Below are 25,056 nucleotides of genomic sequence, written 5' to 3' on the forward strand. Positions count from 1 at the left end.
AGTACGCCGCCCCTGAGCAGTGCCGCCCCACGCCTACTGAGCGCGCTGCCCGGGAATCGCCGCGAGCAGCTCGCGCGTGTACTCGTTCTGCGGGTTCGACATCACGTCGCCGGCGGTGCCCGCTTCGAGCACCTTTCCGAAGCGCATCACGGCAATGTGGTCCGAAATCTGGCGGATCACACCGAGGTCGTGCGAGATAAAGAGGTAGCTGAGCCCGAACTGCACCTGAAGGTCGACCAGCAGTTGCAGAATTTGCTCTTGAACCGAGACATCCAGGGCTGAGACGGGTTCATCGAGAACGATCAACTCGGGGCCGATCGCAAGCGAACGTGCGATAGCAACGCGCTGGCGCTGACCGCCCGAGAGCTCGGTGGGGCGACGCTGGGCAAGCGAGGGGCTGAGGCTCACGTGCTCGAGCAGTTCGTGTGCCACTTCGGCGCGGTGGGTGCGGTCACCCACCCGGAAGGCGCGCAGCGGCTCAGCAATAATCTTCTCGATCGACATTTTGGGGTCGAGCGAACCGAACGGGTTTTGGTAGACGACCTGCACGCGGCGGCGCAGTTGGCGCAAAGCTTCGCCTGAGAGCGAGGTGACATCGGTGCCGTCGAAAGTCACGGTGCCCGAATCGGCCGAGGCGATACGAGCCGCAATGCGCGCGGTCGTCGTCTTACCCGAGCCCGACTCCCCCACGATCGAGAACGTCGATCCGCGCGGAACCACGAACGAGACATCGTCCACGGCGCGCAACACTTGCGAGCCACCACCCTGGCGGCGCAGAGCGAACGTCTTCACCAGGTTCGAGACTTCAAGAATGTTGTCAGCGGGTGCGGCGTCCGCCCCGCTGTTGGCGGCGACAAAGGCCGTTCCGGATGCCGTGGCCAGGCCCGCAGGCTGCGCTGGGCGGGTGTGGGTGAATAGCTTTCCCGCGCTTGATTGTTGTTGTTCGCCGAGAGCCGTCAATGACGGGGTAAGGCGTCTGCTCGCCAGCCCCGGAGCGGATTCCACGAGTTTCTTCGTGTACTCGTGGGTGGGCGACGAGAGAACGTGCTCGGTGGTGCCCTGTTCGACAATTTCGCCATTGCTCATGACGGCGACGTAGTCAGCACGGTCGGCGGCGACGGCAAGGTCGTGGGTGACGAGAACGACGGAGGTGTTGTGGCGGCGCACGAGTTCATCGATGTTGTCGAGAACGTGGCGTTGCACGGTCACGTCGAGGGCACTCGTCGGCTCGTCCGCAATGACGAGTTGGGGGTTGCAGGCCCACGCGATTCCGATGAGCACGCGTTGGCGCATGCCGCCCGAGAGTTCGTGCGGAAACTGGGTGGCGCGAGCATCCGGATCGGGCAGCCCCACCTCGTCAAGAATGCGCACGGCTTCGGCAGCGGCGGCAGCCTTGTCGAGCTTGAGGTGCAGGCGTAGGGCTTCGGCGATCTGGTCGCCGACGCGCATGAGCGGGTTGAGTGACTTGCTGGGGTCTTGCGGCACGAAGCCGATGCGACCGCCGCGAATGGAGCGCAGCTCGCGCTCCGACATCGGGCCGAGGTCGCGCCCTTCGAACTCGATGGAGCCGCTGTCGATACGACCACCGGATGCCAGTCGCCGAATCAGCGCTTGCGAGGTCGTGCTTTTGCCCGAGCCCGATTCGCCGACGATCGCGACGATCTTGCCGCGCGGAACGACGAAGCTGATGCCGCGCACCGCCGCCACGGGCCCCGAGCGGGTCGCGTAGGAGACGTGCAGGTCGCGCACGACGAGGATGTTGTCGTCAGAAGTCTGTTGCTCGATCATTCGTCGCCTCCGATCGCTCGCGCTACCCGGTTTACGGCAAGCACGACCACAAGAATTACGGCACCCGGAATGATGCTGAGGCCGGGGTTGGTCGCCACGTAGTCGCGGCCCGCCGAGACGAGGGCACCCCACTCGGGAGCGGGGGGCGGGGCGCCGAAGCCCAAGAAGGTCAGAGCCGAGACGGAGAGAATCGCGGTACCCATCTCGAGCGCCGCCATCGCGATCACGGGGCGTGCTGCGTTGGGCAGCACGTGCTGCACGAGAATCGCGGGCGAGCGAACACCGAGCGTCCGAGCCGCTTCCACATACTCTTCGCTGCGGATGCGCAGCACTTGCGATCGCATCACGCGAGCGAAGCTACCGGCGGCTCCGAGGCCAACACCGAGAGCGAGCGAGACGGGGCCGAAGCCGAGACTGGCCACGACGATCAGCGCGAGGAGAACTCCGGGAACGGCAATCAGCACATCCACGAAGCGCATGATGATGAAGTCGGTGCGACCGCCAACGAAACCCGAGATGAGACCGACGACGGCGCCCACGACTACACCGACGACAACAGCGAGGGATGCCGAGAGAAGCGAGAGGGCGGCTCCGTAAATAACGCGAGAGTAGAGGTCGCGGCCCAAGTTGTCGGTGCCGAAAAGGTACTGAGCGCTCGGCGGCAGCAGGCGGTCGGTCGCGACCGACTCGAAGGGATCATGAGTCGCGAGCAGCTGGGGAGCCAGAGAAGCCACGATTGCCACGGCGATAACAATGAGGCCCAGAACAAAACCGGGCTTGCGCAGATTGGTCACTTCTTGGCCCCCAGTCGAGCGCGCGAGGGAACCCCGCCACCGATGCGCGTTCGCGGGTCGATGAAGCCATAGGCAACATCCACGAGCAGGTTGACGAGCGCATAGATCGCGCCCACCACCAGCACGACGCCTTGGATGACATTGATGTCGCGAGCGAGCACGGCATTAACGGTCATGCGACCGATTCCGTCGCGCGAGAAGACGGTTTCGACGACGGCGGTTCCGCCGGCCAAGTACCCGATGAGCAAGCCGAGAATGGTGATGGAGGGCAGCAGTGCGTTGCGCAACAAGTGCTTCGTGAAGATGCGGCGCGGCGGCACGCCCTTGGCGACGGCCGTAAAAACGTAGGGGCTGTTCTGGGCTTCGAGCACGGCAGACGAGAAGACTTGGAAGAAGAGAGCGCCAACGGGCAGGGCGAGCGTGATCGCGGGCAGGATGGCCGCGTCGAAGCTGCGAGCGCCGGCCGAGGGCAGCCAGCCGAGAGTGAAAGCGAAGACGCTGATCAGCAGCAGGCCGCTCAGGAAGGCGGGCACCGCGATCCCGAATGGTGGAATCTGCAACAGCAGTTGGCGCAGCCACGGCCACGGTGCGGCGTAGGCCAAGAAGGTGATGAGAACGGCGGTGGTGACGCCGAAGAGCAGAGCGAGCGAGGCAATCTGCACGCTGAAGGGGAAGGCCCGGGCGATCATCTCTGTCACGGGAACACCGGTGGAGATGGAGATACCCAGGTCACCCTGTGCCGCCGCGATGAGGTGGCCGAAGTACTGCTGCCAGAGTGTTCCGTCGAGCCCGTACTGCACGCGCAAGGCGTCGAGCTCAGCCGGATCGATGACCGTTGATGCGCCGCCCTTTGCTGCAAGGGCGGCGATCAACGGGTCACCGGGCAGGAAATGGACCAGCACGAAAACGAGCGTGTAGGTAGCCACAACAACGAACAGGAACTGTCCGAGTTTGGGCAGCAAGTAGCCTGCCCAGGCTTTCACCTGTGTCACGACTGACGCTCTTTCATGCTGGTCACATCACCTAGTGAGAGTTATTCCGAGACGCTGACGTCGTACATGATCAGTCGCGACGACGAGTCGAAGGTCAGACCAGAAACGTTGGCGGTTGAGGCGTGCACCTGAGCTACTTCGAGAAGTGGGATCAGGTACGCACGGTCAATAATCATCTCCTGAATTTCGGCGATGAGTGCCGTGCGCTCGGTGGTGTCTGCCGTGCTGGCCTGCTCGTTGAGCAGGGATTCCAGTTCGGCGTCGTCGATGATGGCCCACTTAGAGACGGCATCCTTCGAGAACGTGACCCGCAAAACGTCGGGGTCAGTGCGCGTAAGGCTGGCGCTCAAGAAGTCGTAGTCACCGGTCGCGATGGCTCCGAAGAAGTCTCCGGCGGTCACGATGTCGAGCTGCAGGTCAATGCCAGCCTTAGCGAGCTGAATCTGAGTTGCCTCAAGAACGTCCTGGCCGTAGAAGGCAGTAACGCTCATGGTGAGACGCTGGCCGTCCTTCTCGCGGATGCCGTCAGAGCCGACTACCCAACCGTTGTCGTCGAGCAACGCGTTGGCTGCGTCGAGGTCGTAGGCCATGGCGTCTTCCTGGCTGCTGTAGCCAGGAGTAGCGGAGCTCAGCGCGCTCGACGCGGGCTGCGACTGCGACGAACCGGTGAGGGCGGTGATTTCTGCACGGTCGGTAGCGAGCAGCATTGCCTTGCGCACAATCTCGTCGCTGACGACGGGACGCGTGGTGTTGGGCACGAGGCTCGTGGGCATTCCGGGGTTTCCGCGGGCGTAGATGTTGTAGTCCGCGGTGTCGAAGCGGCTCTCGTCTACAGCAGGAAGATCCTGAATGATGTCGAATTCGCCAGTCTGCAGTCCACCGGTGCGCACGCCTGCCTCAGGCGTGATGGGGAACGTGACGGTGTCAACGAGTGCTTCACCGCTGTGGCCGCGAAGCTCGGATGCCCAGTCGTAACCGACACGCTTGGCGATCACGACGGAGTCGTTAGCCACGTAGGAGTCGATCGTGAAGGGACCAGTGCCGACGACAGTCTGGCAACGGTCTTCGGGGCTGAGCTCGGTGGTCGCGTCAGAGACGAGGCCGAGCGTGATGGTGCTGGCACCCTGCAAGAACTGAGCGTTCGACGACTCGAAGTTCACAGTCACCGTGTTCTCGTCAACAGCGGTGCTGCCTTCGTAGCCGGCGAGGTACTGCGAGGCGAGGGATGCGGTGGAACCCATCTCGAAGAGAGCGTCGAGGTTCTTGACCACGGTGTCTGCCGTCAGCGCAGTCTCATCGCTGAAGGTAACGTCATCGCGCAGCACGAAGGTGAACTCGGTGAGGTCATCGTTGGTTTCCCAGCTCTCAGCGAGCCACGGCACCAGTTCGCCGGTTTCGGCATCCTGATCAATGAGCGAGTCAACAACCTGGCGGCCAATGTTGAGCGCGGTGGTGAGGGTGACCTGCTGAGGGTCGAGGCACACGGGGTCGTCCGTGACAGCCATCGTGATATCCGTTTTGGGCGAAGCGGCTGGCCCTGCCGCGCAAGAGGCCAATAGGCCCAGTGCGGCAAGCGCTCCGATGGGCGCAATGCCCCAGCGAAGTACTCGGTTTTTCGGGGAGTTCATACTCGGTCCTTTCAGTGCTGTCTACGCAACGTGGTGAGCGTTGCGGTGGTACTGCGGAATGTGATGCGAATGCTGGTGGAGCTGGTCATGCCGGTGATGCGGTTACTACTGGAGGTAGTCGATCTGGTGACGCTGGTAACGCTGGTGACGCGATTACTGCGGGAGTTCTCCGAACACGACGACACCGCGCGAGACAACCGCGACGATGTTCTCGGTACGAAGCTGAGCGATGTCTTCCCACGGGCGACCCTTGAGCACGACAAAGTCTGCACCCATTCCGGTCGCGAGGGTTCCCACCTTGGCGGCCAGACCGATTGCATCGGCGGCATCCGAGGTCGCGGACTGCAGCGCACGTTCTGCGCTCCAGCCGAACATCTCGGCCATCAGACGTACTTCTTCCATCTGATCGCCGAATTTTACGAAGATGCCATTGGCATCGGTGCCGAGCACGAAGCGCACCCCGGCGCGACCTGCGGCAGCAAAGTTGGTGTTGCGCTCGATCACGACGGCTTGCGCCTTTTCTTGCGCTTCGGCCGAGACCGGGATGCGGGCTTCGGCGATCACGTCGTTGATCATGAGCGTGGGAGCCACCGAGATGTTGCGCTCGAGCAGTGTTGGCCACTGCTCTTCGGTGATGCCGGTGCCGTGTTCGAGGGAGTCGACTCCGGCATCCAAAGCAATCTGGTTGCCTTCGGTGGAGTGACTGTGCGCGGCGACCTTGAGGCCGAGCGCGTGAGCTTCGTCGAGGGTTGTCTCAATTTCGGCGATGGTCTGATTGCGCCAGCCGACCTTGTCGCCGGTCGAGAGAACGCCACCACTGGTGAAGATCTTGATGCCGTCAACACCGGCGCGAGCGTATTCGCGCACGAGCTTGCGGCACTCGTCTGGACTATCGGCGGTGGGCGTGCGGTGCGGGTAGTGCGGCGGGATGAAGAGATCGCCGTGGCCCGCCGTCATGCCGACGGGGCCGTGCACGAGAATGCGCGGGCCCTGTTGAATGCCCTGTTCGAAAGCGCGCTTGACGGCCAGTTGACGACCGTCGCCGGCGAGATCGCGCAGCGTCGTGACGCCGTTACGGGCCGCCTGATGGGCGTTCGCCGCGATGTGGAAAACCTGTTCTTCCCACGGCGTCATGAGCGGCCACGAAACCCAGTCGACCTTGTCTGGTCCGGCATAGCCGCCGAGGTGAACGTGGGTGTCAATGAGGCCTGGAATCACGCTGTATTCGGATGCCGTGGTTGCGGCATCCGAGTCGGTGGCGTTGGCGTCGTTCACGGTTTCTACCGCGTCGATCCGGTCACCTGTCCAGCTGAGGGAACCAATGCCGTGCGCGACCGTGCCATCCCATAGCGATATTCCCTCGATGCGCTGGGATATTTCGGTCACGAATGGCTCCTTCAACTTATGATTTGTATGACGCTAGCAGAAGAGTCGCACTTGTAAACAAGTGACGGTACCCTGAAACACAGCAGCGGACACGTCGAATGAGGTGCGCCACAAGCGCACACCACGCGCCATGTCGCGCCGCCTGAGAGGAATCAACGATGAAAGCCCTCTACAAGGACAAGGCCGGACCGGGCCTCATATTGGCCGAACGCCCCGAACCAACGCCCGGTCGCGGCGAGGTAAAAATCAGAGTCGCCCGCACCGGAATTTGTGGCACTGACCTGCATATTGAATCGTGGGATGCGTGGGCCGCCGGCGCTATTAATGCTCCCCTCATCCCCGGCCACGAGTTCTCGGGCCACGTTGTTGAGCTGGGCGAAGGAGTGACTTCGGTCGACGTCGGCGCCCTCGTCTCTGGTGAAGGCCACGTCGTCTGCGGTCACTGCCGCAACTGCCGCGCCGGCCGCCGCCACCTCTGCAAATTCACTTCAAGCATTGGTGTAAACCGCGACGGCGCCTTCGCCGAGTTCGTCGTGATTCCCGAACAGAACGTCTGGGCGCATCCGCTCGACATCGACCCCGAGCTTGCCGCCATCTTCGACCCCCTCGGCAATGCTGTGCACACCGCACTCTCGTTTCCGATGGTCGGCGAAGACGTGCTCATCACGGGTGCCGGACCGATCGGGCTCATGGCCGCGAAGGTTGCTCGCCACATCGGTGCGCGCCACATCGTGATGACCGACGTGAATGAAGAACGCCTGCAGCTCGCCCGCGACATGGGCGTCGACCTCGCGATCAACGTGTCGACGACCCGCATCGCTGAAGCTCAAGAACAGCTCGGCATGAAAGAGGGCTTCGACATCGGGCTCGAAATGAGCGGTCACCCCACCGCGCTTCCCGAGATGATCAGCAACATGAATCAGGGCGGCCGCATTGCGATGCTCGGCCTGCCCGCCGAACCCATCGGCATCGACTGGGCCACCGTCGTGACCCACATGATCACCATCAAGGGCATCTACGGCCGCGAAATGTTCGAGACCTGGTACGCCATGAACGCCATGGTGCACACCGGTTTGGATGTCTCTGCCGTGGTCACCGACCGCTTCCCCGCCGAACAGTGGGAAGAAGCCTTCGCGACCGCTCGCCGCGGAAACGGCGGCAAGGTCATCATCGACTGGTCGTAGTCGACCACCCCGCTGAAGCCATCCCGGCCCGCCACCCCACAACTTTCAGGAGCACATCATGTATGGAACAGTTCGCGACCAACTCAACGACACCCTGAGCGAGATCCGCTCGGCTGGCCTCTACAAGACTGAGCGCCAGCTCGACACCGCGCAGGCAGCGCATGTGGAAGCGGGCGGCAAGCCCGTTCTCAACTTCTGCGCCAACAACTATCTCGGCCTCGCCAACCACCCGCGCCTCGTGGCCGCCGCCAAGAACGCCCTCGACGACTGGGGCTTCGGCATGGCGAGTGTGCGCTTCATCTGCGGCACCCAGACCCAGCACGTTGAGCTCGAAAACCGGCTTTCGGCGCTGCTGAGCATGGAGGCGACCATCCTGTTCCCCTCGTGCTTCGACGCCAATGGCGGCATCTTCGAGGTGCTGCTCGGTGCCGAGGATGCGGTGATTTCGGACGAGCTGAATCACGCCTCGATCATCGACGGCGTTCGCCTCTCGAAGGCCGCCCGTTACCGCTACAAGAACCGCGACATGGCTGATCTTGAAGCTCAGTTGATTGCTGCGAAGGATGCCCGCCGCCGCCTCATCGTCACCGATGGCGTCTTCTCGATGGACGGCTACCTCGCGCCGCTCGAAGCGATCTGCGACCTCGCCGAGCAGTACGACGCGATGGTTATGGTCGATGACTCGCACGCCGTCGGGTTCGTCGGCGAGACCGGAGCCGGAACCCCCGAGCACTGCGGCGTCTCCGACCGCGTCGACATCATCTCGGGCACGCTCGGCAAGGCCCTGGGCGGAGCATCCGGTGGCTACATCAGCGCCCACGCCGAGATTGTGGAATTGCTGCGCCAGCGTGCGCGCCCGTACCTGTTCTCGAACGCCGTTGCCCCCTCGGTGGTCGCCGGCTCGATCGAAGCGCTCAACCTTGTGGCCGCAGGGGCCGAGAGCCGCGCCAAGCTCAAGGCGAATGCGGAACAGTTCCGCAGCGGAATGGCCGAGGCCGGGTTCACGCTACTGCCGGGCGAGCATCCGATCATTCCGGTCATGTTTGCCGACGAGCACGAAGCAGGGGCCATGGCGGATGCCCTGCTCACGCTCGGCGTCTACGTGATCGCGTTCTCGTTCCCGGTCGTGCCGTTGGGCAAAGCTCGTATTCGCGTACAGTTGTCGGCTGGACACTCAAGCGAGGACATCAGCCGCTGCGTTGAGGCTTTTGTGGCCGCCCGAGAGTCGATCGCCGCATAGGAGCGCACATGGAAATTACGGTCCCCGAAGGCCGCATCGTTACTGGATCGCTCACCGAAGACGAGCGAATTCTCAGTGGCGTGCTTCGCCATGTGCGTGAGGCTGCTCGCGACTCCAACTTTCTGCTTCCCGGCGAGCTCAAGCTTGCCGAGTGGTTGAACTGCAGCCGCCCGCAGGTTCGGGTGGCGCTCGCACAGTTGGAGCGTCAAGGGATTGTGATTCGCAGCCAGGGCGCCGCTACGGTGGTCGACCCGGTTGCCCTGCGATTGAGCGCACGCTTCGAAGCGAGTGTGTCCTATGGCGAAGTGCTCGCCCGCATGGGCTACACACCCTCGGTCGAAATTTTGACCGCCGAAACGATCGAGCTGCCCGCCGATCTCGCTCCCCTCCTGTCACCGCTCAGCACCACCCGCGCCGTGAAGATCGTGTTGCGCTGGTACGCCGACGACCAGGCCGCGATGGTCGCCGAGTACACGATCCCGTTGCCCGCTGGCGAGCACGACCCGATCAACCCCACCGACCCGGTCTATGAGTCGGCCAAGAACCTGTGGGGTGAAGGCATCGCGTGGGAAATCGTGACCGCCGGTGTTGCGCTGCTCGACGACAAATACGCGGATCTGCTGCAGCTCGAGAAGGGCACCGAGGCCAAAATGTGGGAGACCATCGGCGTCACCCTCAGCGGCGAGCGCATCTTCTACGCCCTCGAACACCACCACCCCACGCTCGTCATGTACTCCTTTGTGCGCACCATGCGGGCACCGTGGAGTGCGATCCCCGGGCACTAGATTTACTCGCGCGCCGCGACCAACGGCCGCCTGAATTCGGATGCTGTTCTTCTGAGTTTCGGAATTCTGCGGGGGCGCCGCCCTGTTGACCTAGGCATGAGAGCAATTGTTTACCGCGAGACCGGCGACCCCTCCGTACTTCAGTTGGTGGAGCGGCCCACGCTCGAACCAGCTACCGGCGAAGTGCGTGTGCGCATTGTCGTGAGCGGGGTGAACCCGACCGACTGGAAGTCGCGGCGCGGGGCGGCATCCGGTCAGGCATTGCCCTTTGATGAGGTTGTTCCCGGCCAAGATGGTGCCGGCATCGTTGAAGCAGTTGGCGATGACGTGCAGCATGTCAGCGTCGGCGACCGAGTGTGGCTCGCCCTTGCGGCCTACCAGCGCTCGAACAGCGGTTCGAGCCAAGAGCAGGCTCTGCTGCCCGCCGAACGTGTTTTCGCGCTGCCGGCGAGCGCAAGCTTTGACCAGGGCGCCAGCATGGGCGTACCCGCGATCACCGCATACCGCGCGCTGACGGTAGCCGAAGACGGGCCCAACGAACTGCATCCGACGGCGCTCAGCGGCAAGATCGTCCTCGTTGCGGGCGGAGCCGGTGCCGTGGGTCATGCCGCGATTCAGCTTGCTCGCTGGGCCGGCGCGACCGTGATCACGACCGTGAGCGGACCGACCAAAGCGGCGCTCGCTACCGCCGCTGGCGCTCACCATGTGCTCACGTACACCGACGCCGACATCGTTGAGCAGATCCGCGCGATTGCGCCCGAAGGCGTCGATCAGATCGTTGAAGTCGCCCCCGCCCAGAACGCGGAGCTCGACCTCGCGGTCATCCGCAACCGAGGCTCGATCTCTGTCTACGCCAATAATGGTGGCGACGAAGTGACCCTCGATGTACGCCGCCACTTCGCGCTCAACGTTCGCTACCAATTCGTGCTGCTCTACACCGTCGGCATTGACGCCATTCGAGCCGCCGGCGACACCATCAACATCGCCCTCGCGGATGGTGCGCTCGGCATCGGCGAAGAGACCGGCTTGCCGCTGCACCGCTTCTCACTGGAGCAGACCGCGGATGCCCATGCTCTCGTCGAAAGCGGAGCCGTCGGCAAGGTGCTGATCGACGTTACGGCCGCGTAAAGCTCGCCGGGCTGTAGTCGATGATCTGAAAACGGCCGCAATCGATCGTGGCTGCTGGCAGGTTTTCGGCGGCAGCCGGAAGCGTGAACGGTGTGCTCTGCTCATCCACGATCAAAAACGAGACCTCACGCTCGGTGAAGTCTGCACGATCGACGAGCCACGCGTAATCGGCGAGGGCAGAGTCGGTTTGGATGAGCTGACGCGGATCATCCACCTGAGTCTTGACAGCTCGAACACTCCAGAATTGGCCGGCACCCACCTCGCCTGATGCGTTCACCCAGTCGGCTGCACAGCGCAGCGAAATGTCTTGCTCGGTTGCCCGGAGGACGGCCGCTGGGAACGCTACGACAAACAGGGCGCCGCCGAGTAACGCCGGCACGGCAGCAATAGCGAGCAGCCGCCTGAGCGATTGCGGCACGCGACTCGTGAGCCGTGCATCCGCGATCCACACGATGAGAGCAAGCGGCGGCGCGAAGGCCCAGAGCTGCAAATAGCGGGAGGCTTCGGTGCCCATCAGTACGAAACCGACTGTCGTGGCGAGCGGCGCAAACCACGAATAGGTGGCAACGACGACGGATGCTGGTGCTCCGTCGCGCAGAGAGCGCAGCGTGAGCCAGACTCCAAGCAGAGTGAGTGCCGTGACGAGTGCGACGGCGACGACACCACCCGGCGTGGAGAGTCGGTCGATGAGCAGCGCCCAGTGATAGCCGAAGGATGCCCGCGAGCGCCCCGGCTGAAAATAGTTGTCCGGGTCGGCGACGATCCACGGCGCCAGCGGAAGCCGCAGCAGGTACCCGAGCGCGGAGCCCGCTATGAGGGCGGTGACTGCCCACGGCACTGAACGCGTCCAGCCCACGCGGGAGTCTTGGACACCGTGACTACCGGCTGTCGCGCGGGTGCCGATACCGACGACAGCAATGATCACGACAAGCGGTGCGGTGGCCCAGGCCAGATAGAGCGGGTTCGAAAAGACCGAGAGTGTCGCGACCGCGACAACGGCAACAAGGAGTGAGCGTTGGTGCGTCGAGCCTCCCATAATCCGCCGTACTAGGCCGACCGTGAGCAGCGCGCCCAGAATGGTGGCGGCGTAGTAGGTGGTCATCGCCAGCAGCGACGCGAGCTCGGGGCTCTCGCCGCCGCCACCTCCCTCGGTCATCGCTAACGCGCACACGACGGCGAAACCTGCGATCGCGCTGAGCGCTGCCCGTGAACCTCGAACGATGGTGACCGCCGCGAGACGAAAAACGAGGTAGAGCCCGACAAAGTTCAGGATGCCTGCCAAAAATTGCGACTCGTGAATGCTCCACCCCAACCACGAGAGAACCAGAAACGCCACCGTCTCGGGCACGAAGAGCACAGCCGACATTGCCCAATTGCTCGCGGTGCCTTCGAGGATTGATCGCGCAAGCAGCGGAACAATCATCGAGTCGCCATCGAGGAAGAGCAGCTCACCGCGCCCGGAAGTACCGGCGAGGTACGTGACGACGAGCAGCGCGAGCCCTAGTGCTCCCAGAAGCCACAGCCCCTCCAACGCACAGCCGCGCAGAAGGCGTCGGAACGCAGGCGCGGTGGTGGCGAAACGCATCCGGCCCGCTTTCTCCATCGAGGTCTCGTCGGCGTGCGGCCAAACCCACGCAGCGCTCACCTTTACTCCAGAATGTAACACCGGTAGCGCCGGACGGTGCGCTGCGTGCTGTTGTATAGAGCCATGCGACGAGTATTAATTCTTGGCGGAACAGGATGGCTGGGGCGAGCAATCGCGCGGGCCGCAATGCAGAGCGGCGCCGATGTCACGTGCCTGGCTCGCGGAGAAACTGGCGCGGTGCCCGAAGGCGCCCATTTCGTCCGCGCCGATCGCTCTCAGCCCGACGCCTACGACGATCTGGCGGGCGACTGGGATGCTGTTATCGAGGTCTCGCGGGATCCCAAGCAGGTGGAGTCAGCGCTGCAGACGCTGAGCTCACGCGCTGAGCATTGGACGTTCGTCTCCACGGTGTCCGTCTACGAACGCAACGATGAACCGGATGCCGACGAGCGCGCTCGAGTCGTCGAGCCCACCGACATGAGCGACTATGCCCATGCGAAGGTCGCCGCGGAGAGGGCGAGCCGCCGCCACCGCGGCGAGCGCCTTCTCATCGCGCGCCCTGGACTCATCGTGGGCCCCGGTGACCCCACCGACCGCTTCGGCTACTGGCCAGCACGACTGCACCGCGGTGGTCGCGTTCTCACCCCGACTTTTGCAGACCGCTGGGTGCAAGTGATCGACGTCGATGACCTTGCGGCGTGGATCGTGCACGCGGGGCTTACGGGGACCACCGGAACGATTAACGCCGTCGGCACTTCGGTCCCCTTCGACGAGTTCGTGAAGCTAACCGCTGACGTTGCGGGCTTCACCGAGGGTTTCGAGCAGCGCGATGACGAGTGGCTCATCGAGCACGAGATCAACTATTGGGCGGGACCACGTTCACTCCCCCTCTGGATTCCCGCAACCGATGCCGGCTTCCTGCAGCGGAACAACGCCCGCTACCGCGCCACGGGCGGCACGCTTCGGCCGCTTCGCGAAACCATTACGCGCACTCTGAACGATGAACTCGCGCGAGGCCGAGATCGCCCCCGCACCTCAGGGTTGAACGCGCACGAGGAAGCACTAATGCTCAACGCTGACCACTAGTTTCAGAACGCCTCTCGCCTTCGCTAGACAACTGGGTACTCGACGCCGGGCAGAGTCCAGATAGCGCAGGTGCGGGCGGCCGCCGAGATCGTGAGCCCGGCGGCGGAGGATGCTAGAGTCGCGTCGCCGGAGAGGAACGCGGGGCTCGCAGCATCCGCCCCCAGCTCAACGCCGAGCGCGTTGGCCTGCAGCGTTACCGTCAGCGGCGAGCGCGCAACAATTACGAGAACGGTCGCGTCGGCGTCTTCGCGCACAAAGACGAGTGCATCATCGGCGACGTGCAGCCAGCGCAAGCCACCGTGCGACAGCGTGGACAGCTCGCGTCGCAGGGCGATGAGCTGGCGGTAGACGTCAAGAGTCGGCGCGACGCTCGGGTCAGTTTCGGAGCCCCACGGGAGGGGAGTGCGTGACATTTCGCCGTCGTCGCCACTGAGGCCGAACTCGTCGCCCGCAAAGACGACGGGCACTCCCGGCAGCGTTACCGAGAGGGCGAGAGCGAGCGGAACGTTGTCGGCGGGCGCGTGCGTGCGGAACCGCGCGGTGTCGTGAGTGTCGAGCGCGTTCATGTTACCGAGTCGGATGCGCCACGGAATGCTCGCCGTGAACCGCACCGTCATCTCCGCGAAGTCGCGCGCGCTGTAGTTCGGAATGCCGCCAATGGGCTGCCCGAAGAACCACGCCTCGGGGTCGATCGAACCGTCGGCCGTCACGTGGGAGGTGTCACCGGGTTCAGTGAGCCAGCCCCACACTGGGCGGGTGAACGACGGATAGGTCATCGCGCCGTACCAGGCATCGCCCTGCAGATCGCTGGCGGCATCGTTCGTTGACTCGGCCAGCAGCACCGTGTCGGGGTTCACGTCTTCCATGGTGCGACGGATGATCTGCCGCACCTCCTCGTTGAGGTCCTCGGCCCCCATCCGGCCGGTCATGTTCGCGACATCCACTCGCCAACCGTCGAAGTTGTAGGGCTCTTTCAGCCAGTGCGCGACCACCGAATCATCGCCCTCGATGAAGCGCCGACGCAGCTCGGCCGAGTTCCAGTTGAACTTCGGCAGGCTTGGCGTGCCCAACCAGCCGACATACTCGGTGTGCTCATCATTCGTGAAGTAGTAGAAGTCGCCCTCGGGCGCGTCCGGCTTTCCGAGCGCGGCCTGAAACCACTCGTGCGCATCGCCCGAGTGATTGGTCGTGAGATCGCCGATGACCTTGAGGCCGCGAGCGTGGGCCTCGCCCACCAAACGGATCAGCGCCTCGCGCCCGCCCAACAGTTCATCGACATCCACAAAGCTCGACGCGTCGTAACGATGGTTCGAACGGGCAGGGAAGATCGGCGTGAGATACAACATCGTCACGCCGAGCGAGGTCAGGTGATCAAGGTGTTCAGTGATGCCGTCAAGGTCTCCCCCGTAGAACTGTTTCGAGCGTCCGGGCAGAACTGGGTCAACTGGCTCATCCCAGCGCGCGGCGATGGCCCACTCGGGCTTGGCGTGAGCATCGGCGGCGGATGACCGGGCAAAACGATCAGGGAACACCTGGTACATCACCGTCTCCGCCAACCACTCCGGGGCAGCGGGAGTCGCGAGCAGTGCAAAGTCTTCGGCGTCGAGCGTTTCGAGCGAGTGCAGTCCGCTCTGGTTGAGCCACTCGATGCGGCCGGCCTTGCCGTGACCTGCTGGCGTTCCAGCATCGTGCACAAGCAACCACCGATACCCGTGGCGCGTGTTTTCGACAACCACCTCGGCCTGCCACCAGTCCCAGCCGGCGGCAGTTCCGGTGAGGCGAGCATCCGTCCAGCGTGGTTCGTGGTCGGGGTTCTCGCGCACCCGCACAGCCTTCAGTGGGCCGTAGCCGACCGGCACGCGAAGGCGCAGCGTGACCGTGTCGCCCAGCGCGGGCGCCTGAGTGGAGACATGCAATACCGAACCGTCGTGGTGCGGGCGAAGGGCATCCACTACTTCACGCTTCCTGCCGTGAGGCCACCGACGATGTACTTCTGCAGGAACAAGAACAGGGTCATCACGGGGATGGCCGCGAGCACGGCGCCGGCCGCGAAGATACTCCAGTTGCGCGAGAACTCCTGCGAGACGAACTGGTAGAGACCCACCGCGAGGGTTTGCTTGTCGGGATCGATGAGCACGATGCTCGCGATCACGAACTCGCTCGTCGTGCCCACAAACGAGAGCAGACCAACGACCGCGAGAATCGGCGCGACGAGGCGCAGGATGATCGTGAAGAAGATGCGCGCATGGCCCGCACCGTCGATCTTCGCCGCTTCGTCGATGGAGGACGGAACCGTGTTGAAGAACCCGTACATCAGGTAGGTATTCACTCCGAGCGCGCCACCGAGGTAGACCATGATGAGCCCGATCTGGCTGTTGAGGCCGATCGCCGGGAAGATCTCGGAGATGCCGGAGAGTAGCAAGAAGATCGCGACAACCGCGAGAAGCTGCGGAAACATCTGTACGAGCAGCAGAGTGAGCAACCCGACGCGTCGGCCAATGAAGCGCATGCGCGAAAAGGCATATGCCGCGAGGGCACCGAGGAAGACAGTGCCGAGCGACGAGATTCCGCCGATCAACAGGGTGTTACCGAACCACGCCGCATAGGGCTGCTGGGGGCGGTTGAACAGATCGACGTAACTTTGAAAGCTGAAGTTTGAGAACAGTGAGTTGGCCGTCACGAGCGTGCCGCCCGGGTTGAGCGAAGCGCTGAAGACGTAGAGCAGCGGGAACGCCGCGAAGATTGACATGGCGATACCCACGAGGTGACGCCAGCCGGTCTCGCGGAAGTAGCGCTTGAAGGGCCGCTTCGGGTGACCCACGACAGCGGCATCCGGGTCGATCACGGCATCCGGATTGTGGTGCTGAGTTGCTGTAGTCATCTCAGTTCAACTCCTCAAGCGACTTGGTGCGACGGAAACTGATGATCGAAATACCCGCGACGAGAATGAAGATGATGATCGCGAAGGCACTCGCCAAGCCGTAATCTCGGTTGGCTCCCACGAAGGCAACCTTGTAGACCATCGAAATCAGGATGTCCGTGGCGCCCACATTCACCCCCGCGGAGACATCGCGCGGCCCACCATTGGTGAGCATGTAGATGAGGTTGAAGTTGTTGAAGTTAAACGCAAACGAGGAGATCAACAGCGGTGCGACGGAGACCAGAAGCAGCGGCAACTTCACGAACCTGAAGATCGCCCACGGCTTCGCGCCATCCACTGTCGCGGCTTCTGTGAGCTCTTCGGGAATCGCCTGCAGCGCGCCTGTCGTCACCAAGAACATGTAGGGGAAGCCCAGCCACAGGTTCACGAACAGCACCGAGCCTTTGGCGAGCCACTCGTTCGTGAGCCAGGGAACTTCGGCCCCGCCCAGGAGCACCGTGTTGATGAAGCCGAACTCTTGGTTCATCATTCCGGCCCAGACGAGCGCCGAGAGAAAGCCCGGGAAGGCGTACGGCAGGATCATGATGATCCGGTAGTACTTGCGGCTCTTCATCCGCTTGTCGTTAAACACGATCGCTAAGAACAGGCCGAGCGCGAAGGTCGTGAACACCGAAAGGAAGGCGAACGCGAACGTCCAGATCGTCACGCTGATCAGCGGGCCACGGATGGATTCCTCACTGAACGCGCGAATGAAGTTGTCGAAGCCGACATCAATTTTCCATCCCGGCAGCAGCTCTTGGCCGGCGTCCGAGGTGAAGGCACCCGTGCCGATATCGGAGTAGACAGTGCCGGAGTTCGTGTCACGCATCGTGCCCGCGGCCTCGTCGTACTCGAGCGAGGAGGTGTAGAGGAAGGCGCTCGACCCGTCGGGGGTGCGCAGCATTCCGTCGTTAGGGTCGTCGGTGAGGGGAACGCTAATCGCGGCGATCTCGGTTTGCTTGCCGAGGATGTCGGAGAAGCCGAGCGAGGTGTAACCGTCGAGCCCTACGGCGACGCCGCTTTCAACGCGGGCGTTCGACACGTCTTCGAGCGGGCGCTCGTTGCCACCGATACTCACGCTGCCATCGGGCTCGGTGACGAGGAAGGAGAGCTCGCCGAGTTGCTCAAGCACTGTGAGCGTGTAGCTAGGCGAATCCTCGACACGGTTCTGAGACGAGAGCAACAGCGCGTTGACCGCATCGTCCTTGGTGGAGTTGTGGCCCGTGCCGTAGTTCGTGAAGGCGATGTAGCCCGAATAGAGGAGCACAAAGATCTGGAAGATCGCGAGAAAGATTAGGCCGGGTGCCAGGTACTTGGCGGGCAGCTTGCCGCGGGAGAAGTAGATCCAGTTGACGAGCAACGTCACAGCGACGACAAGACCGGCAACGAGCCACGATTCACTGCGCACGAGCACAAAGAGGGCGTAAATCGCGATGGCGTCGACGACACCGAGACCCAGGATCTTCGCGGCGACGACTTTCCAGCCACCGGAGGCGGCATCCGCAATTCTGGTTGCTCGCTTGGAGCGGGCTGACTGCCGAAGGGGTCCGGGGTCAGTCTGGGGGGAAGTCGTCACGAGGGTTCTCCGTTGAAGACGTGGGGTTCGCTTGTACGGCGAGAAAGTAAAGGGGGAGGAAGTGGCCGCCCGCTTGCAGACGGACGGCCACCGTGCGCTATCCAGCGATAGCGGTTTGAATGTCGCCCGACATCTTCTGCCAGAGCGAAGTGGGGTCACCACCGTTGATGATGGCGGCTTCGGTTACGCCCCAGAACTCCCACACTGCTCCCATGGCGGGAATCGAGGGCATGGGTACGGCGTTCTCTCCGACGGTGCCGAAGCCGGCAACGATCGGGTCAGCGCTAGCCGCTTCGAAGGATGCCGTGAGTGCCGGTGCGCGACCGCCGACTTCGAAGAGCGCGGTCTGCACTTCTTCGCTGCCCATGTAGTTCACGATGAATTCGTTCGCGGCGAGCGCGTTCTCGCTCTTGGCGCTGACGAAGAAGCCCTGCACACCCACGAAGGGCTGAGCGTCTTCTCCACCGGCGGAGGGGATCGGGTCGATCGCGACGTCGATGCCTGCTTCGACGGCGGCGGGAACGTTCCACGGTCCGGTCAGGTAGAAGGGTGCCTCGCCTGCGACGAACTTCTCCTTGGCGAGATCGCCGGTGATGTTCGTGTTAAGTACTCCTGCTGCCCCCTGTTCAGCGAGCCAGGCTGCGAACTCGTCGCCGCCTGCGTTGCCGATTTCGAGCGCTTCAGCGTCGTAGCTTCCGTCAGCATCGGTGCCGAATACGGGAGCACCGAACGAGGTCTGGAAGGGGTAGAGGTGGTACGGGTCAGCCGCTTCAGGGTCGAGGCCGACCAAGAAGGGGTACTCGGTTCCGGCAGCTTCGCCCATCGTGACCATCTCGTCGAAGGTCGCAGGGGTGCTGGGAGCGAGGGCAGTGTTGCGCACCAGCGCAATGTTCTCGATCGAGTACGGGACGCCGTAGACCTGGCCTTCGTAGCTCATCGCGGTGATTCCCACCTCTTGGAAGTCGGCCGCGGTGTCGCCAAGCTCAACGGGAGCGACGACACCATTCGTTACGAATGTTCCTAACCAGTCGTGGGCACCGATCACAATGTCGGGGCCCTCACCGGTCGGTACCTGGGCAACGAACTGATCGCGGATGTCGCCAAACTCTTTTTGAACGAGGTTGACGTCAACCCCGGTTTCGGCGGTGAAGTCGGCTGCGGCGTCCTTCAGCACGGCGGCACGGTCGGCATCGACCCAGACGGTGAGTGCTTCGCCGGTTCCGGCGGCGTTGTCTGCGTCATCGGATGCTGCTGCGCATCCGGTCAGAACGAGGGATGCAGTGACAGTGAGCGCGCCTACGGCCCACAGTCCTCTCTTGGTCACCTTCATTGGTGGCTGCCTTTCGTCAGTGAAAGCATTGCAAACTGCAAGCGCTTCCATGTATACCTTGTAAAGGCAGCATCCGGCAAGCAACATTTCCAAGAATCGCAGGATTTTCGGAGGAAGAGCAGGAGAGAAGAATGTGGAAGCGCTTAGATTCTGACGCTGAAAGCGATAGTGTGGCGGGCATGACTTCCGTGCTTCAGACCACCGAATGGTGGCGCTCCGCAGTGATTTACCAGATCTACCCGCGGTCGTTCGCCGACGCGAACGGTGATGGGATGGGCGATTTGCTCGGCATCCGCGACCGCCTCTCGGAGCTCGCTGAACTGGGCATCGACGCCGTCTGGCTCTCGCCGTTCTACACCTCTCCCCAGAAAGATGCCGGCTACGACGTCGCGGATTACTGCGACGTTGATCCCCTCTTCGGCACGCTCGACGACTTCGACTCGATGACGAGTCGCGCCCACGAGCTGGGACTGCGCGTGATCGTTGACCTCGTGCCCAATCACTCCTCAAGCGAGCATCCGTGGTTCCACGAAGCACTCGCCGCTGGCCCCGGCAGCCCCGAGCGCGATCGCTACATGTTCCGCGATGGTCTCGGCGAAAATGGCGAGCTGCCGCCCAACAACTGGCAGTCGGTGTTCGGCGGCGACGCCTGGACCCGCACTACGAACCCCGACGGCACGCCCGGCCAGTGGTACCTGCACCTCTTCGATAGCACCCAGCCCGACTTCAACTGGGAGAACCGCTGGGTTCGCGATCAGTTCGGCGACGTGCTGCGCTTCTGGCTCGATCGCGGCGTTGACGGTTTTCGGGTGGATGTCGCCCACGGCATGATCAAGGCGGACGGCCTTCCCGACTGGACCGCCCCGCTCGCTGGCGGCAGCATGGGCGGCGCCGGCACCACGGATGCCGAGATTGCCGCAGCCCGCGCACCGTTCTGGGCGCAAGACGGCGTTCACGAGATTTACCGCGAGTGGCGCGAGATTCTCAATAGCTACGAGGGTGAGCGCATCCTTGCCGCTGAAGCGTGGGTCGACCCGCTCACTGACATGGCCAAGTGGGTGCGCCCCGACGAAATGCACCAGGCGTTCAACTTCCCTTACCTCGAGACTCCGTGGGCTGCCGGCCCGCTGCGCTCCGTGATCGACGCGTCGATCAGCGCGTTCTCCGCGGTCGAAGCCCCGAGCACGTGGGTGCTCTCGAACCACGATGTTGTGCGCCACGCGTCACGTCTCGCGCTGACCGCCGAAAACCCGCAGGGCCACGGCATCGGGCCTCGTTCTGCCGGGCTACCGATTCCTGAGCTCGGCCTTCGCCGTGCTCGTGCCGCGAGCGCGCTCATGCTTGCCCTTCCGGGCAGCGCGTATATCTATCAGGGAGAAGAACTCGGGCTGCCCGAGGTCATTGATCTCCCCGATGAGGCCCGCCAAGACCCCACTTGGTTCCGCACCAACGGCGAGCGGTACGGCCGCGACGGGTGCCGCGTACCCATCCCGTGGGAAGCAGATGCCCCCTCGTACGGCTTCGGCCCCTCGGATGCCGCGTGGTTGCCGCAACCCGCCGAATGGGCAACTCTCGCCCGCGATGTTCAACGCCACGACGACACCTCGACGCTCTCGCTGTACCGTCACGCTCTCGCTCTTCGCCGCGCTCACGAACTGGCCAGCGGTGAGCTCGAATGGCTCGAATCCGGCTCCGAAGCAGTACTCGCTTTCCGCAGCAGCGATGTGGCCGTCTACGCCAATACCGGCGACACGGCAGTGCCGCTGCCCGCCGGTGACGTGCTGCTGGCAAGCAGTCCCCTCACCGATTCCGAGCTGCCCGCCGACACCACCGTGTGGCTGAGGGCGTAAACCAGTCGAGTACCGAATAGCCGCGAATGGATGCCGGTCGCTAGAATCAGCAGCGGCGAGACCGCTCTGAGCGGCATCCGATCTCGTTCGCATCCGATGGAGGGCAACTGATGGCAAGCATCGAAGACGTTGCCCAGCGCGCGGGCGTCTCCACGGCGACGGTGTCGCGAGCACTCAGCGGGAATGGTCCGGTCTCGGCGGCATCCCGCCTGAAGGTCGCCGAAGCCGCGGCGGCACTTGATTACGTTGTCTCGTCGAGTGCGTCGAGCCTCGCATCCGGGCGCACGAAAAATGTCGGCCTCATGGTGCCGTATCTCACGCGTTGGTTCTTCACCTCTGTGGTGGAAGGCGCCCAGCAGGCGCTTATGCGTCATGGCTATGACGTGACGCTCTACAACCTCTCGGGCAGCGTTGCCGAGCGCGAAACAGTGTTCGATGAGTTCTTGCAGCGCAAGCGCATCGACGGCATCATCACGGTGTCGCTGAAGCTCTCCCCCGGCGAGGTCGAGCGGCTGCACGCACTCGACAGGCCCGCCGTCGGAGTCGGTGGACCGATTGATGGCGTGCGAACCCTCACGCTGGATGACGACGCAGTATCGAGCCTCGCCACCGCCCACTTGCTGGCCCTCGGTCACACCAAGATCGCCCACATCGGTGGTTCAGAAGACTTCGACCTTGAGTTTCACATCCCGACGAATCGTCGCCGCGGCTACGAAGCGGCGTTACGCGAAGCGGGAATCGAGCCCCAGCCCGAGTTCTTCGCCTCCGCAGACTTCACGATTCAGGGCGGTTATCACGCCGCGAAGCAGCTGCTCGGCAACCCTCGACACCGACCGACCGCGATCTTTGCATCTTCCGACGAGATGGCTATCGGCTGCATTCTGGCCGCGCGGGATCTCGGTCTCGTCGTACCCCGCGACATCTCGATCATGGGGATCGACGGACACGAACTTTCCGAATTCTTCGGGCTCACGACGGTTTCACAATCGCCGCAAGCCCAGGGCGAGCACGCGGTCGACATTCTGATGAGCCTTCTCGTGCCGGGCAAGCATCCGGAGATTCCCGAGAACTCCCCGATCGACTACGAACTCATCGTGCGGTCGAGCACGAGCCGCCCTCCGGAGTAACGGTCGCTCCCCGCACCAAGCGGGGTGCCGCAGGATGCTCGCGCTCTAGCCGCGCGGCTCCACGAGTCGTTGCGCTGCCTGACGCACCGAAGCACACCGAGCCTCGTCGCTTTCTGCATACTCGGAGCATCCGATGGAGCGCAATTCTGCCGGCGCGCGCTCCCAGTTGCTAGCGACCGCGAGCAAGAGAGCAAGTAGCTCTTCAGGCTTCCACGAGGAATCAACAACGCCGCGCTCTTGAGCGTCAGCGATTACCTCGAGTTTGTGACGGTAGCCCTCGACGCGCCCTTCAGAGAAGGAGCCGAGGGTGGCCGCGTCGTGCAGCCAGGCCCACATGGCGACGCGTTCGGCCGACGGGTCGTTCACGAAGTAGTTGTGCAGTCGCACGGTGTATTCCACGAGATCGGCGTCGATCGGCACCGCGTGGGCGAGGCGGTCGAGACCCGTTTGCATGACGTGGTCGAAGAGCGCGTCTTTGTCGCCGAACCAGGCGTAGATGCGTTCCTTGCTGGCTTTTGCCGTTTCTGCGATGCGGTTGATGCGCGCACCGGCAACGCCGTACTCGGCAAATTCAGCCGCAGCTGCCTCCAGTACGCGCTGTTTTGTTTCACGGCCGCGGAGTTGATCACGCGGCATTTCTGTTGAAACCACCAAACACCTCCAAATCGAACCTGTTGGTTTGACTTAGCCTACACGCCGACATAGTGTCGAACCAATTGGTTCGGTAACGAACCCGATTGGTTCGATAAGAACCGACATCTTCGGTAAGGAGCTTTTATGACAAACGTACTTATGGTCCTCTCGGCCGCATCACACTGGACGCTCGCCGATGGAACCCAACACCCCACCGGTGTCTGGGCAGAAGAATTCCTCGAGCCGTACCGCATCTTCACCGAGGCCGGCTGGAAGGTTCAACTTGCGAGCCCCGCCGGTGTCGCCCCCACTTTTGACGCCGTCAGCCTCAGCGAGGGTGGCGTCGGTTCCGCCGAGCGCGTCGCAGAATTCGAATCACGCATCGCCGACCTGCAGCCTGTGCTGCAGCATCCGCTTCGCTTGGATGCCGTCAATGCTGGCGACTTCGACGTGATCTTCTACCCGGGTGGCCACGGCCCCATGGAAGACCTTGCGGTCGACGATGACTCCGGCCAGCTGATCGTGGAGGCCGTGAAGTCCAACACGACTCTCGGTGTGCTCTGCCACGCCCCCGCCGCTTTGCTTGCCGCCAACGACAAGAAGACCGGCGACTGGGTACTCAAGGGTCGCAAGATGACCGGCTTCGCCAACAGCGAAGAAGAGATCGGTGGCCTTGCCGACAAGGCCAAGTGGCTCGTCGAGACCCGTCTGGTCGAACTCGGTGCGGAATATTCGAAGGCTCCTGAGCCGTTCGCCTCCTACGTGGTGGTTGATGGCCAGCTCTACACCGGCCAGAACCCCGCATCGTCTGTCGCGGTAGCGGAGCGCATCGTCGCCGACAAGTCGTAACGACCCCCACTCTTTTCACTTTCACCACTTTCACAATTTCAAGGAGCATCACATGACCACCAGCATCCAATGGCAGCTCGCCTCTCGCCCCACCGGTGAGCCCACCACCGAGAACGTCGTCAAGGTTTCGGTTGAGCTTCCCGCGCTTGCCGCTGGCGAAGTTCGCGTTCAGAACTCGTTCCTCTCGGTCGACCCGTACATGCGTGGTCGCATGAACGAGGGCCGCTCGTACGTCGCGCCCTACAACCTCGGCGAGACCATGACCGGTGCCGCTGTTGGTGAAGTCATCGAGTCCACCGTTGAGGCTCTGCCCGTCGGTACGCTCGTTCAGCACCAACTCGGATGGCGCGACATCTCGCAGGGCCCCGCCGAGCAGTTCACGGCTCTCCCCAACGTTCCCGGCGTCTCGCCCTCGCTCTTTCTGAGCGTTCTCGGCCTCACCGGAATCACCGCCTGGACCGGCCTCACGCAGATCGCCCAGATCAAGGAAGGCGACACCGTCTTCGTTTCCGGTGCCGCCGGCGGAGTCGGAACCATGGTTGGTCAGATTGCTCGCCAGCTCGGCGCCGCCCGCGTCGTTGGTAGCGCAGGAACCGCCGAAAAGGTTGAACTTCTCACGAGCAAGTACGGTTACGACGCCGCCTTCAACTACAAGGACGGCGACATCGACGGCCAGCTCGCGGCAGCAGCACCCGACGGAATCGATGTCTACTTCGACAACGTCGGCGGCGACCACCTCTCCGCAGCCCTCGGTGCCTTCAACGACGGTGGCCGCGCCGCAATCTGCGGTGTCATGTCACTGATCAACGCCAAGGACAACGGCATCAAGAACAGCGCCAACATCGTCACCCGCGGTCTCACCATCAAGGGCTTCACGATGGGCGCCTACTTCCACCTCGCACCTCAGTTCGCTGAGGCAATGCAGGGATGGCTCGGCTCCGGCAAGATCGCTTACGACGAGACCATCACCGACGGTATCGACAACGCTCTGGATGCCTTCAACGGCCTCATGAAGGGTGCCAACGTCGGCAAGGCACTCGTTCGCATTTAGTCCCGTGTGACTGCCGACCCGAACGGCGCACACTCTCCGCACTTCGGTGCGGATAAGAAATGCCCCGCAGCATCAGCTGCGGGGCATTTCTGTTGTTGCACGGTGGTGCCGCGGGCGGCCAGCT

Annotated in this window: 20 protein-coding genes; 9 read left to right on the plus strand and 11 right to left on the minus strand. The window is 63.3% G+C overall.

Annotated features, from left to right (window positions below; genetic code table 11):
• Window positions 1–33 precede the first annotated feature (33 nt).
• From ACWTV3_RS11885 to ACWTV3_RS11905, 5 genes are all read right to left on the minus strand, one after another.
• Window positions 34–1,788, minus strand: a complete 1,755-nt coding sequence (locus tag ACWTV3_RS11885) for a dipeptide ABC transporter ATP-binding protein (RefSeq protein ID WP_498478405.1) — start codon at window positions 1,786–1,788, stop codon at window positions 34–36.
• Window positions 1,785–2,582, minus strand: coding sequence for an ABC transporter permease (locus ACWTV3_RS11890; protein WP_498478406.1), 798 nt, complete (start codon window positions 2,580–2,582; stop codon window positions 1,785–1,787). The genes ACWTV3_RS11885 and ACWTV3_RS11890 overlap by 4 nt, the downstream gene beginning before the upstream one ends.
• A complete protein-coding gene (locus ACWTV3_RS11895) occupies window positions 2,579–3,574 on the minus strand; it encodes an ABC transporter permease (protein ID WP_498478407.1) in 996 nt (331 codons plus the stop codon). The genes ACWTV3_RS11890 and ACWTV3_RS11895 overlap by 4 nt, the downstream gene beginning before the upstream one ends.
• Window positions 3,575–3,615: 41 nt before the next feature.
• Window positions 3,616–5,079, minus strand: coding sequence for an ABC transporter substrate-binding protein (locus ACWTV3_RS11900; RefSeq protein WP_498478408.1), 1,464 nt, complete (start codon window positions 5,077–5,079; stop codon window positions 3,616–3,618).
• A 276-nt stretch (window positions 5,080–5,355) separates the two neighbouring features.
• Window positions 5,356–6,588 (minus strand): metal-dependent hydrolase family protein, encoded by a 1,233-nt coding sequence (locus ACWTV3_RS11905; protein WP_498478409.1) that lies wholly within the window; start codon window positions 6,586–6,588, stop codon window positions 5,356–5,358.
• A gap of 158 nt (window positions 6,589–6,746) precedes the next feature.
• Between ACWTV3_RS11905 and tdh the strand changes: the two genes are divergently transcribed.
• The 4 genes from tdh (at window position 6,747) to ACWTV3_RS11925 (ending at window position 10,925) form a co-directional block, all read left to right on the plus strand.
• Window positions 6,747–7,772 carry an L-threonine 3-dehydrogenase gene (gene tdh, locus ACWTV3_RS11910; protein ID WP_498478410.1) on the plus strand — a complete coding sequence of 342 codons (1,026 nt, stop codon included), beginning with the start codon at window positions 6,747–6,749 and terminating at the stop codon, window positions 7,770–7,772.
• 58 nt (window positions 7,773–7,830) lie between these two features.
• The gene (locus ACWTV3_RS11915; RefSeq protein ID WP_498478411.1) at window positions 7,831–9,012 is read left to right on the plus strand and encodes a glycine C-acetyltransferase; all 1,182 of its coding nucleotides are present in this window, start codon (window positions 7,831–7,833) and stop codon (window positions 9,010–9,012) included.
• Window positions 9,013–9,020: 8 nt separating this feature from the next.
• Window positions 9,021–9,797: a GntR family transcriptional regulator gene (locus tag ACWTV3_RS11920; RefSeq protein WP_498478412.1), complete on the plus strand. Its 777-nt coding sequence runs from the start codon at window positions 9,021–9,023 to the stop codon at window positions 9,795–9,797.
• Window positions 9,798–9,893: 96 nt separating this feature from the next.
• Window positions 9,894–10,925: an NADPH:quinone reductase gene (locus tag ACWTV3_RS11925; RefSeq protein WP_498478413.1), complete on the plus strand. Its 1,032-nt coding sequence runs from the start codon at window positions 9,894–9,896 to the stop codon at window positions 10,923–10,925.
• Here ACWTV3_RS11925 and ACWTV3_RS11930 read toward each other — a convergent pair.
• Window positions 10,912–12,570, minus strand: coding sequence for a hypothetical protein (locus ACWTV3_RS11930; RefSeq protein ID WP_498478414.1), 1,659 nt, complete (start codon window positions 12,568–12,570; stop codon window positions 10,912–10,914). The two genes, ACWTV3_RS11925 and ACWTV3_RS11930, sit on opposite strands and share 14 nt — an antisense overlap.
• Before the next feature lie 63 nt (window positions 12,571–12,633).
• Between ACWTV3_RS11930 and ACWTV3_RS11935 the strand changes: the two genes are divergently transcribed.
• Window positions 12,634–13,596 carry an NAD-dependent epimerase/dehydratase family protein gene (locus ACWTV3_RS11935; RefSeq protein WP_498478415.1) on the plus strand — a complete coding sequence of 321 codons (963 nt, stop codon included), beginning with the start codon at window positions 12,634–12,636 and terminating at the stop codon, window positions 13,594–13,596.
• A 23-nt stretch (window positions 13,597–13,619) separates the two neighbouring features.
• Here ACWTV3_RS11935 and ACWTV3_RS11940 read toward each other — a convergent pair whose 3' ends face one another.
• The 4 genes from ACWTV3_RS11940 to ACWTV3_RS11955 all read right to left on the minus strand — a co-directional run bounded on the left by ACWTV3_RS11940 (window position 13,620) and on the right by ACWTV3_RS11955 (window position 19,422).
• Window positions 13,620–15,548 (minus strand): glycoside hydrolase family 13 protein, encoded by a 1,929-nt coding sequence (locus tag ACWTV3_RS11940; RefSeq protein WP_498478416.1) that lies wholly within the window; start codon window positions 15,546–15,548, stop codon window positions 13,620–13,622.
• Window positions 15,548–16,477 carry a sugar ABC transporter permease gene (locus ACWTV3_RS11945; protein ID WP_498478417.1) on the minus strand — a complete coding sequence of 310 codons (930 nt, stop codon included), beginning with the start codon at window positions 16,475–16,477 and terminating at the stop codon, window positions 15,548–15,550. The genes ACWTV3_RS11940 and ACWTV3_RS11945 overlap by 1 nt, the downstream gene beginning before the upstream one ends.
• A 1-nt stretch (window position 16,478) precedes the next feature.
• The gene (locus ACWTV3_RS11950) at window positions 16,479–18,092 is read right to left on the minus strand and encodes an ABC transporter permease subunit (protein ID WP_498478418.1); all 1,614 of its coding nucleotides are present in this window, start codon (window positions 18,090–18,092) and stop codon (window positions 16,479–16,481) included.
• A 97-nt stretch (window positions 18,093–18,189) separates the two neighbouring features.
• Window positions 18,190–19,422, minus strand: a complete 1,233-nt coding sequence (locus ACWTV3_RS11955) for a sugar ABC transporter substrate-binding protein (RefSeq protein ID WP_498478419.1) — start codon at window positions 19,420–19,422, stop codon at window positions 18,190–18,192.
• Between the two features lie 179 nt (window positions 19,423–19,601).
• Here ACWTV3_RS11955 and ACWTV3_RS11960 point away from each other — a divergent pair, with 179 nt between their 5' ends.
• Both ACWTV3_RS11960 and ACWTV3_RS11965 read left to right on the plus strand, forming a co-directional pair.
• The gene (locus ACWTV3_RS11960) at window positions 19,602–21,272 is read left to right on the plus strand and encodes a glycoside hydrolase family 13 protein (protein WP_498478420.1); all 1,671 of its coding nucleotides are present in this window, start codon (window positions 19,602–19,604) and stop codon (window positions 21,270–21,272) included.
• A gap of 110 nt (window positions 21,273–21,382) precedes the next feature.
• Window positions 21,383–22,399 (plus strand): LacI family DNA-binding transcriptional regulator, encoded by a 1,017-nt coding sequence (locus ACWTV3_RS11965; protein WP_498478421.1) that lies wholly within the window; start codon window positions 21,383–21,385, stop codon window positions 22,397–22,399.
• A 45-nt stretch (window positions 22,400–22,444) separates the two neighbouring features.
• Here the strand turns inward: ACWTV3_RS11965 and ACWTV3_RS11970 are convergent, their stop codons facing one another.
• Window positions 22,445–23,050: a TetR/AcrR family transcriptional regulator gene (locus tag ACWTV3_RS11970; protein ID WP_498478422.1), complete on the minus strand. Its 606-nt coding sequence runs from the start codon at window positions 23,048–23,050 to the stop codon at window positions 22,445–22,447.
• A gap of 126 nt (window positions 23,051–23,176) precedes the next feature.
• Between ACWTV3_RS11970 and ACWTV3_RS11975 the strand changes: the two genes are divergently transcribed.
• Together ACWTV3_RS11975 and ACWTV3_RS11980 are read left to right on the plus strand one after the other, a co-directional pair.
• Window positions 23,177–23,881, plus strand: a complete 705-nt coding sequence (locus ACWTV3_RS11975) for a type 1 glutamine amidotransferase domain-containing protein (protein WP_498478423.1) — start codon at window positions 23,177–23,179, stop codon at window positions 23,879–23,881.
• Window positions 23,882–23,933: 52 nt separating this feature from the next.
• A complete protein-coding gene (locus ACWTV3_RS11980) occupies window positions 23,934–24,932 on the plus strand; it encodes an NADP-dependent oxidoreductase (RefSeq protein WP_498478425.1) in 999 nt (332 codons plus the stop codon).
• The last annotated feature ends 124 nt before the right edge of the window (window positions 24,933–25,056 follow it).

The sequence above is a fragment of the Salinibacterium sp. AL4.1 genome (assembly GCF_059767305.1).

What these genes read in the sequence shown, in the direction of transcription:
- ACWTV3_RS11975 (WP_498478423.1), top strand. Translation starts at nt 23,177, where the DNA reads ATGACAAACGTACTTATGGTCCTCTCGGCCGCATCACACTGGACGCTC.
- ACWTV3_RS11900 (WP_498478408.1), bottom strand. Translation starts at nt 5,079, where the DNA reads ATGGCTGTCACGGACGACCCCGTGTGCCTCGACCCTCAGCAGGTCACC.
- ACWTV3_RS11935 (WP_498478415.1), top strand. Translation starts at nt 12,634, where the DNA reads ATGCGACGAGTATTAATTCTTGGCGGAACAGGATGGCTGGGGCGAGCA.
- ACWTV3_RS11915 (WP_498478411.1), top strand. Translation starts at nt 7,831, where the DNA reads ATGTATGGAACAGTTCGCGACCAACTCAACGACACCCTGAGCGAGATC.
- ACWTV3_RS11980 (WP_498478425.1), top strand. Translation starts at nt 23,934, where the DNA reads ATGACCACCAGCATCCAATGGCAGCTCGCCTCTCGCCCCACCGGTGAG.
- ACWTV3_RS11955 (WP_498478419.1), bottom strand. Translation starts at nt 19,422, where the DNA reads ATGAAGGTGACCAAGAGAGGACTGTGGGCCGTAGGCGCGCTCACTGTC.
- ACWTV3_RS11925 (WP_498478413.1), top strand. Translation starts at nt 9,894, where the DNA reads ATGAGAGCAATTGTTTACCGCGAGACCGGCGACCCCTCCGTACTTCAG.
- ACWTV3_RS11920 (WP_498478412.1), top strand. Translation starts at nt 9,021, where the DNA reads ATGGAAATTACGGTCCCCGAAGGCCGCATCGTTACTGGATCGCTCACC.
- ACWTV3_RS11885 (WP_498478405.1), bottom strand. Translation starts at nt 1,788, where the DNA reads ATGATCGAGCAACAGACTTCTGACGACAACATCCTCGTCGTGCGCGAC.
- ACWTV3_RS11960 (WP_498478420.1), top strand. Translation starts at nt 19,602, where the DNA reads ATGACTTCCGTGCTTCAGACCACCGAATGGTGGCGCTCCGCAGTGATT.
- tdh (WP_498478410.1), top strand. Translation starts at nt 6,747, where the DNA reads ATGAAAGCCCTCTACAAGGACAAGGCCGGACCGGGCCTCATATTGGCC.
- ACWTV3_RS11965 (WP_498478421.1), top strand. Translation starts at nt 21,383, where the DNA reads ATGGCAAGCATCGAAGACGTTGCCCAGCGCGCGGGCGTCTCCACGGCG.
- ACWTV3_RS11945 (WP_498478417.1), bottom strand. Translation starts at nt 16,477, where the DNA reads ATGACTACAGCAACTCAGCACCACAATCCGGATGCCGTGATCGACCCG.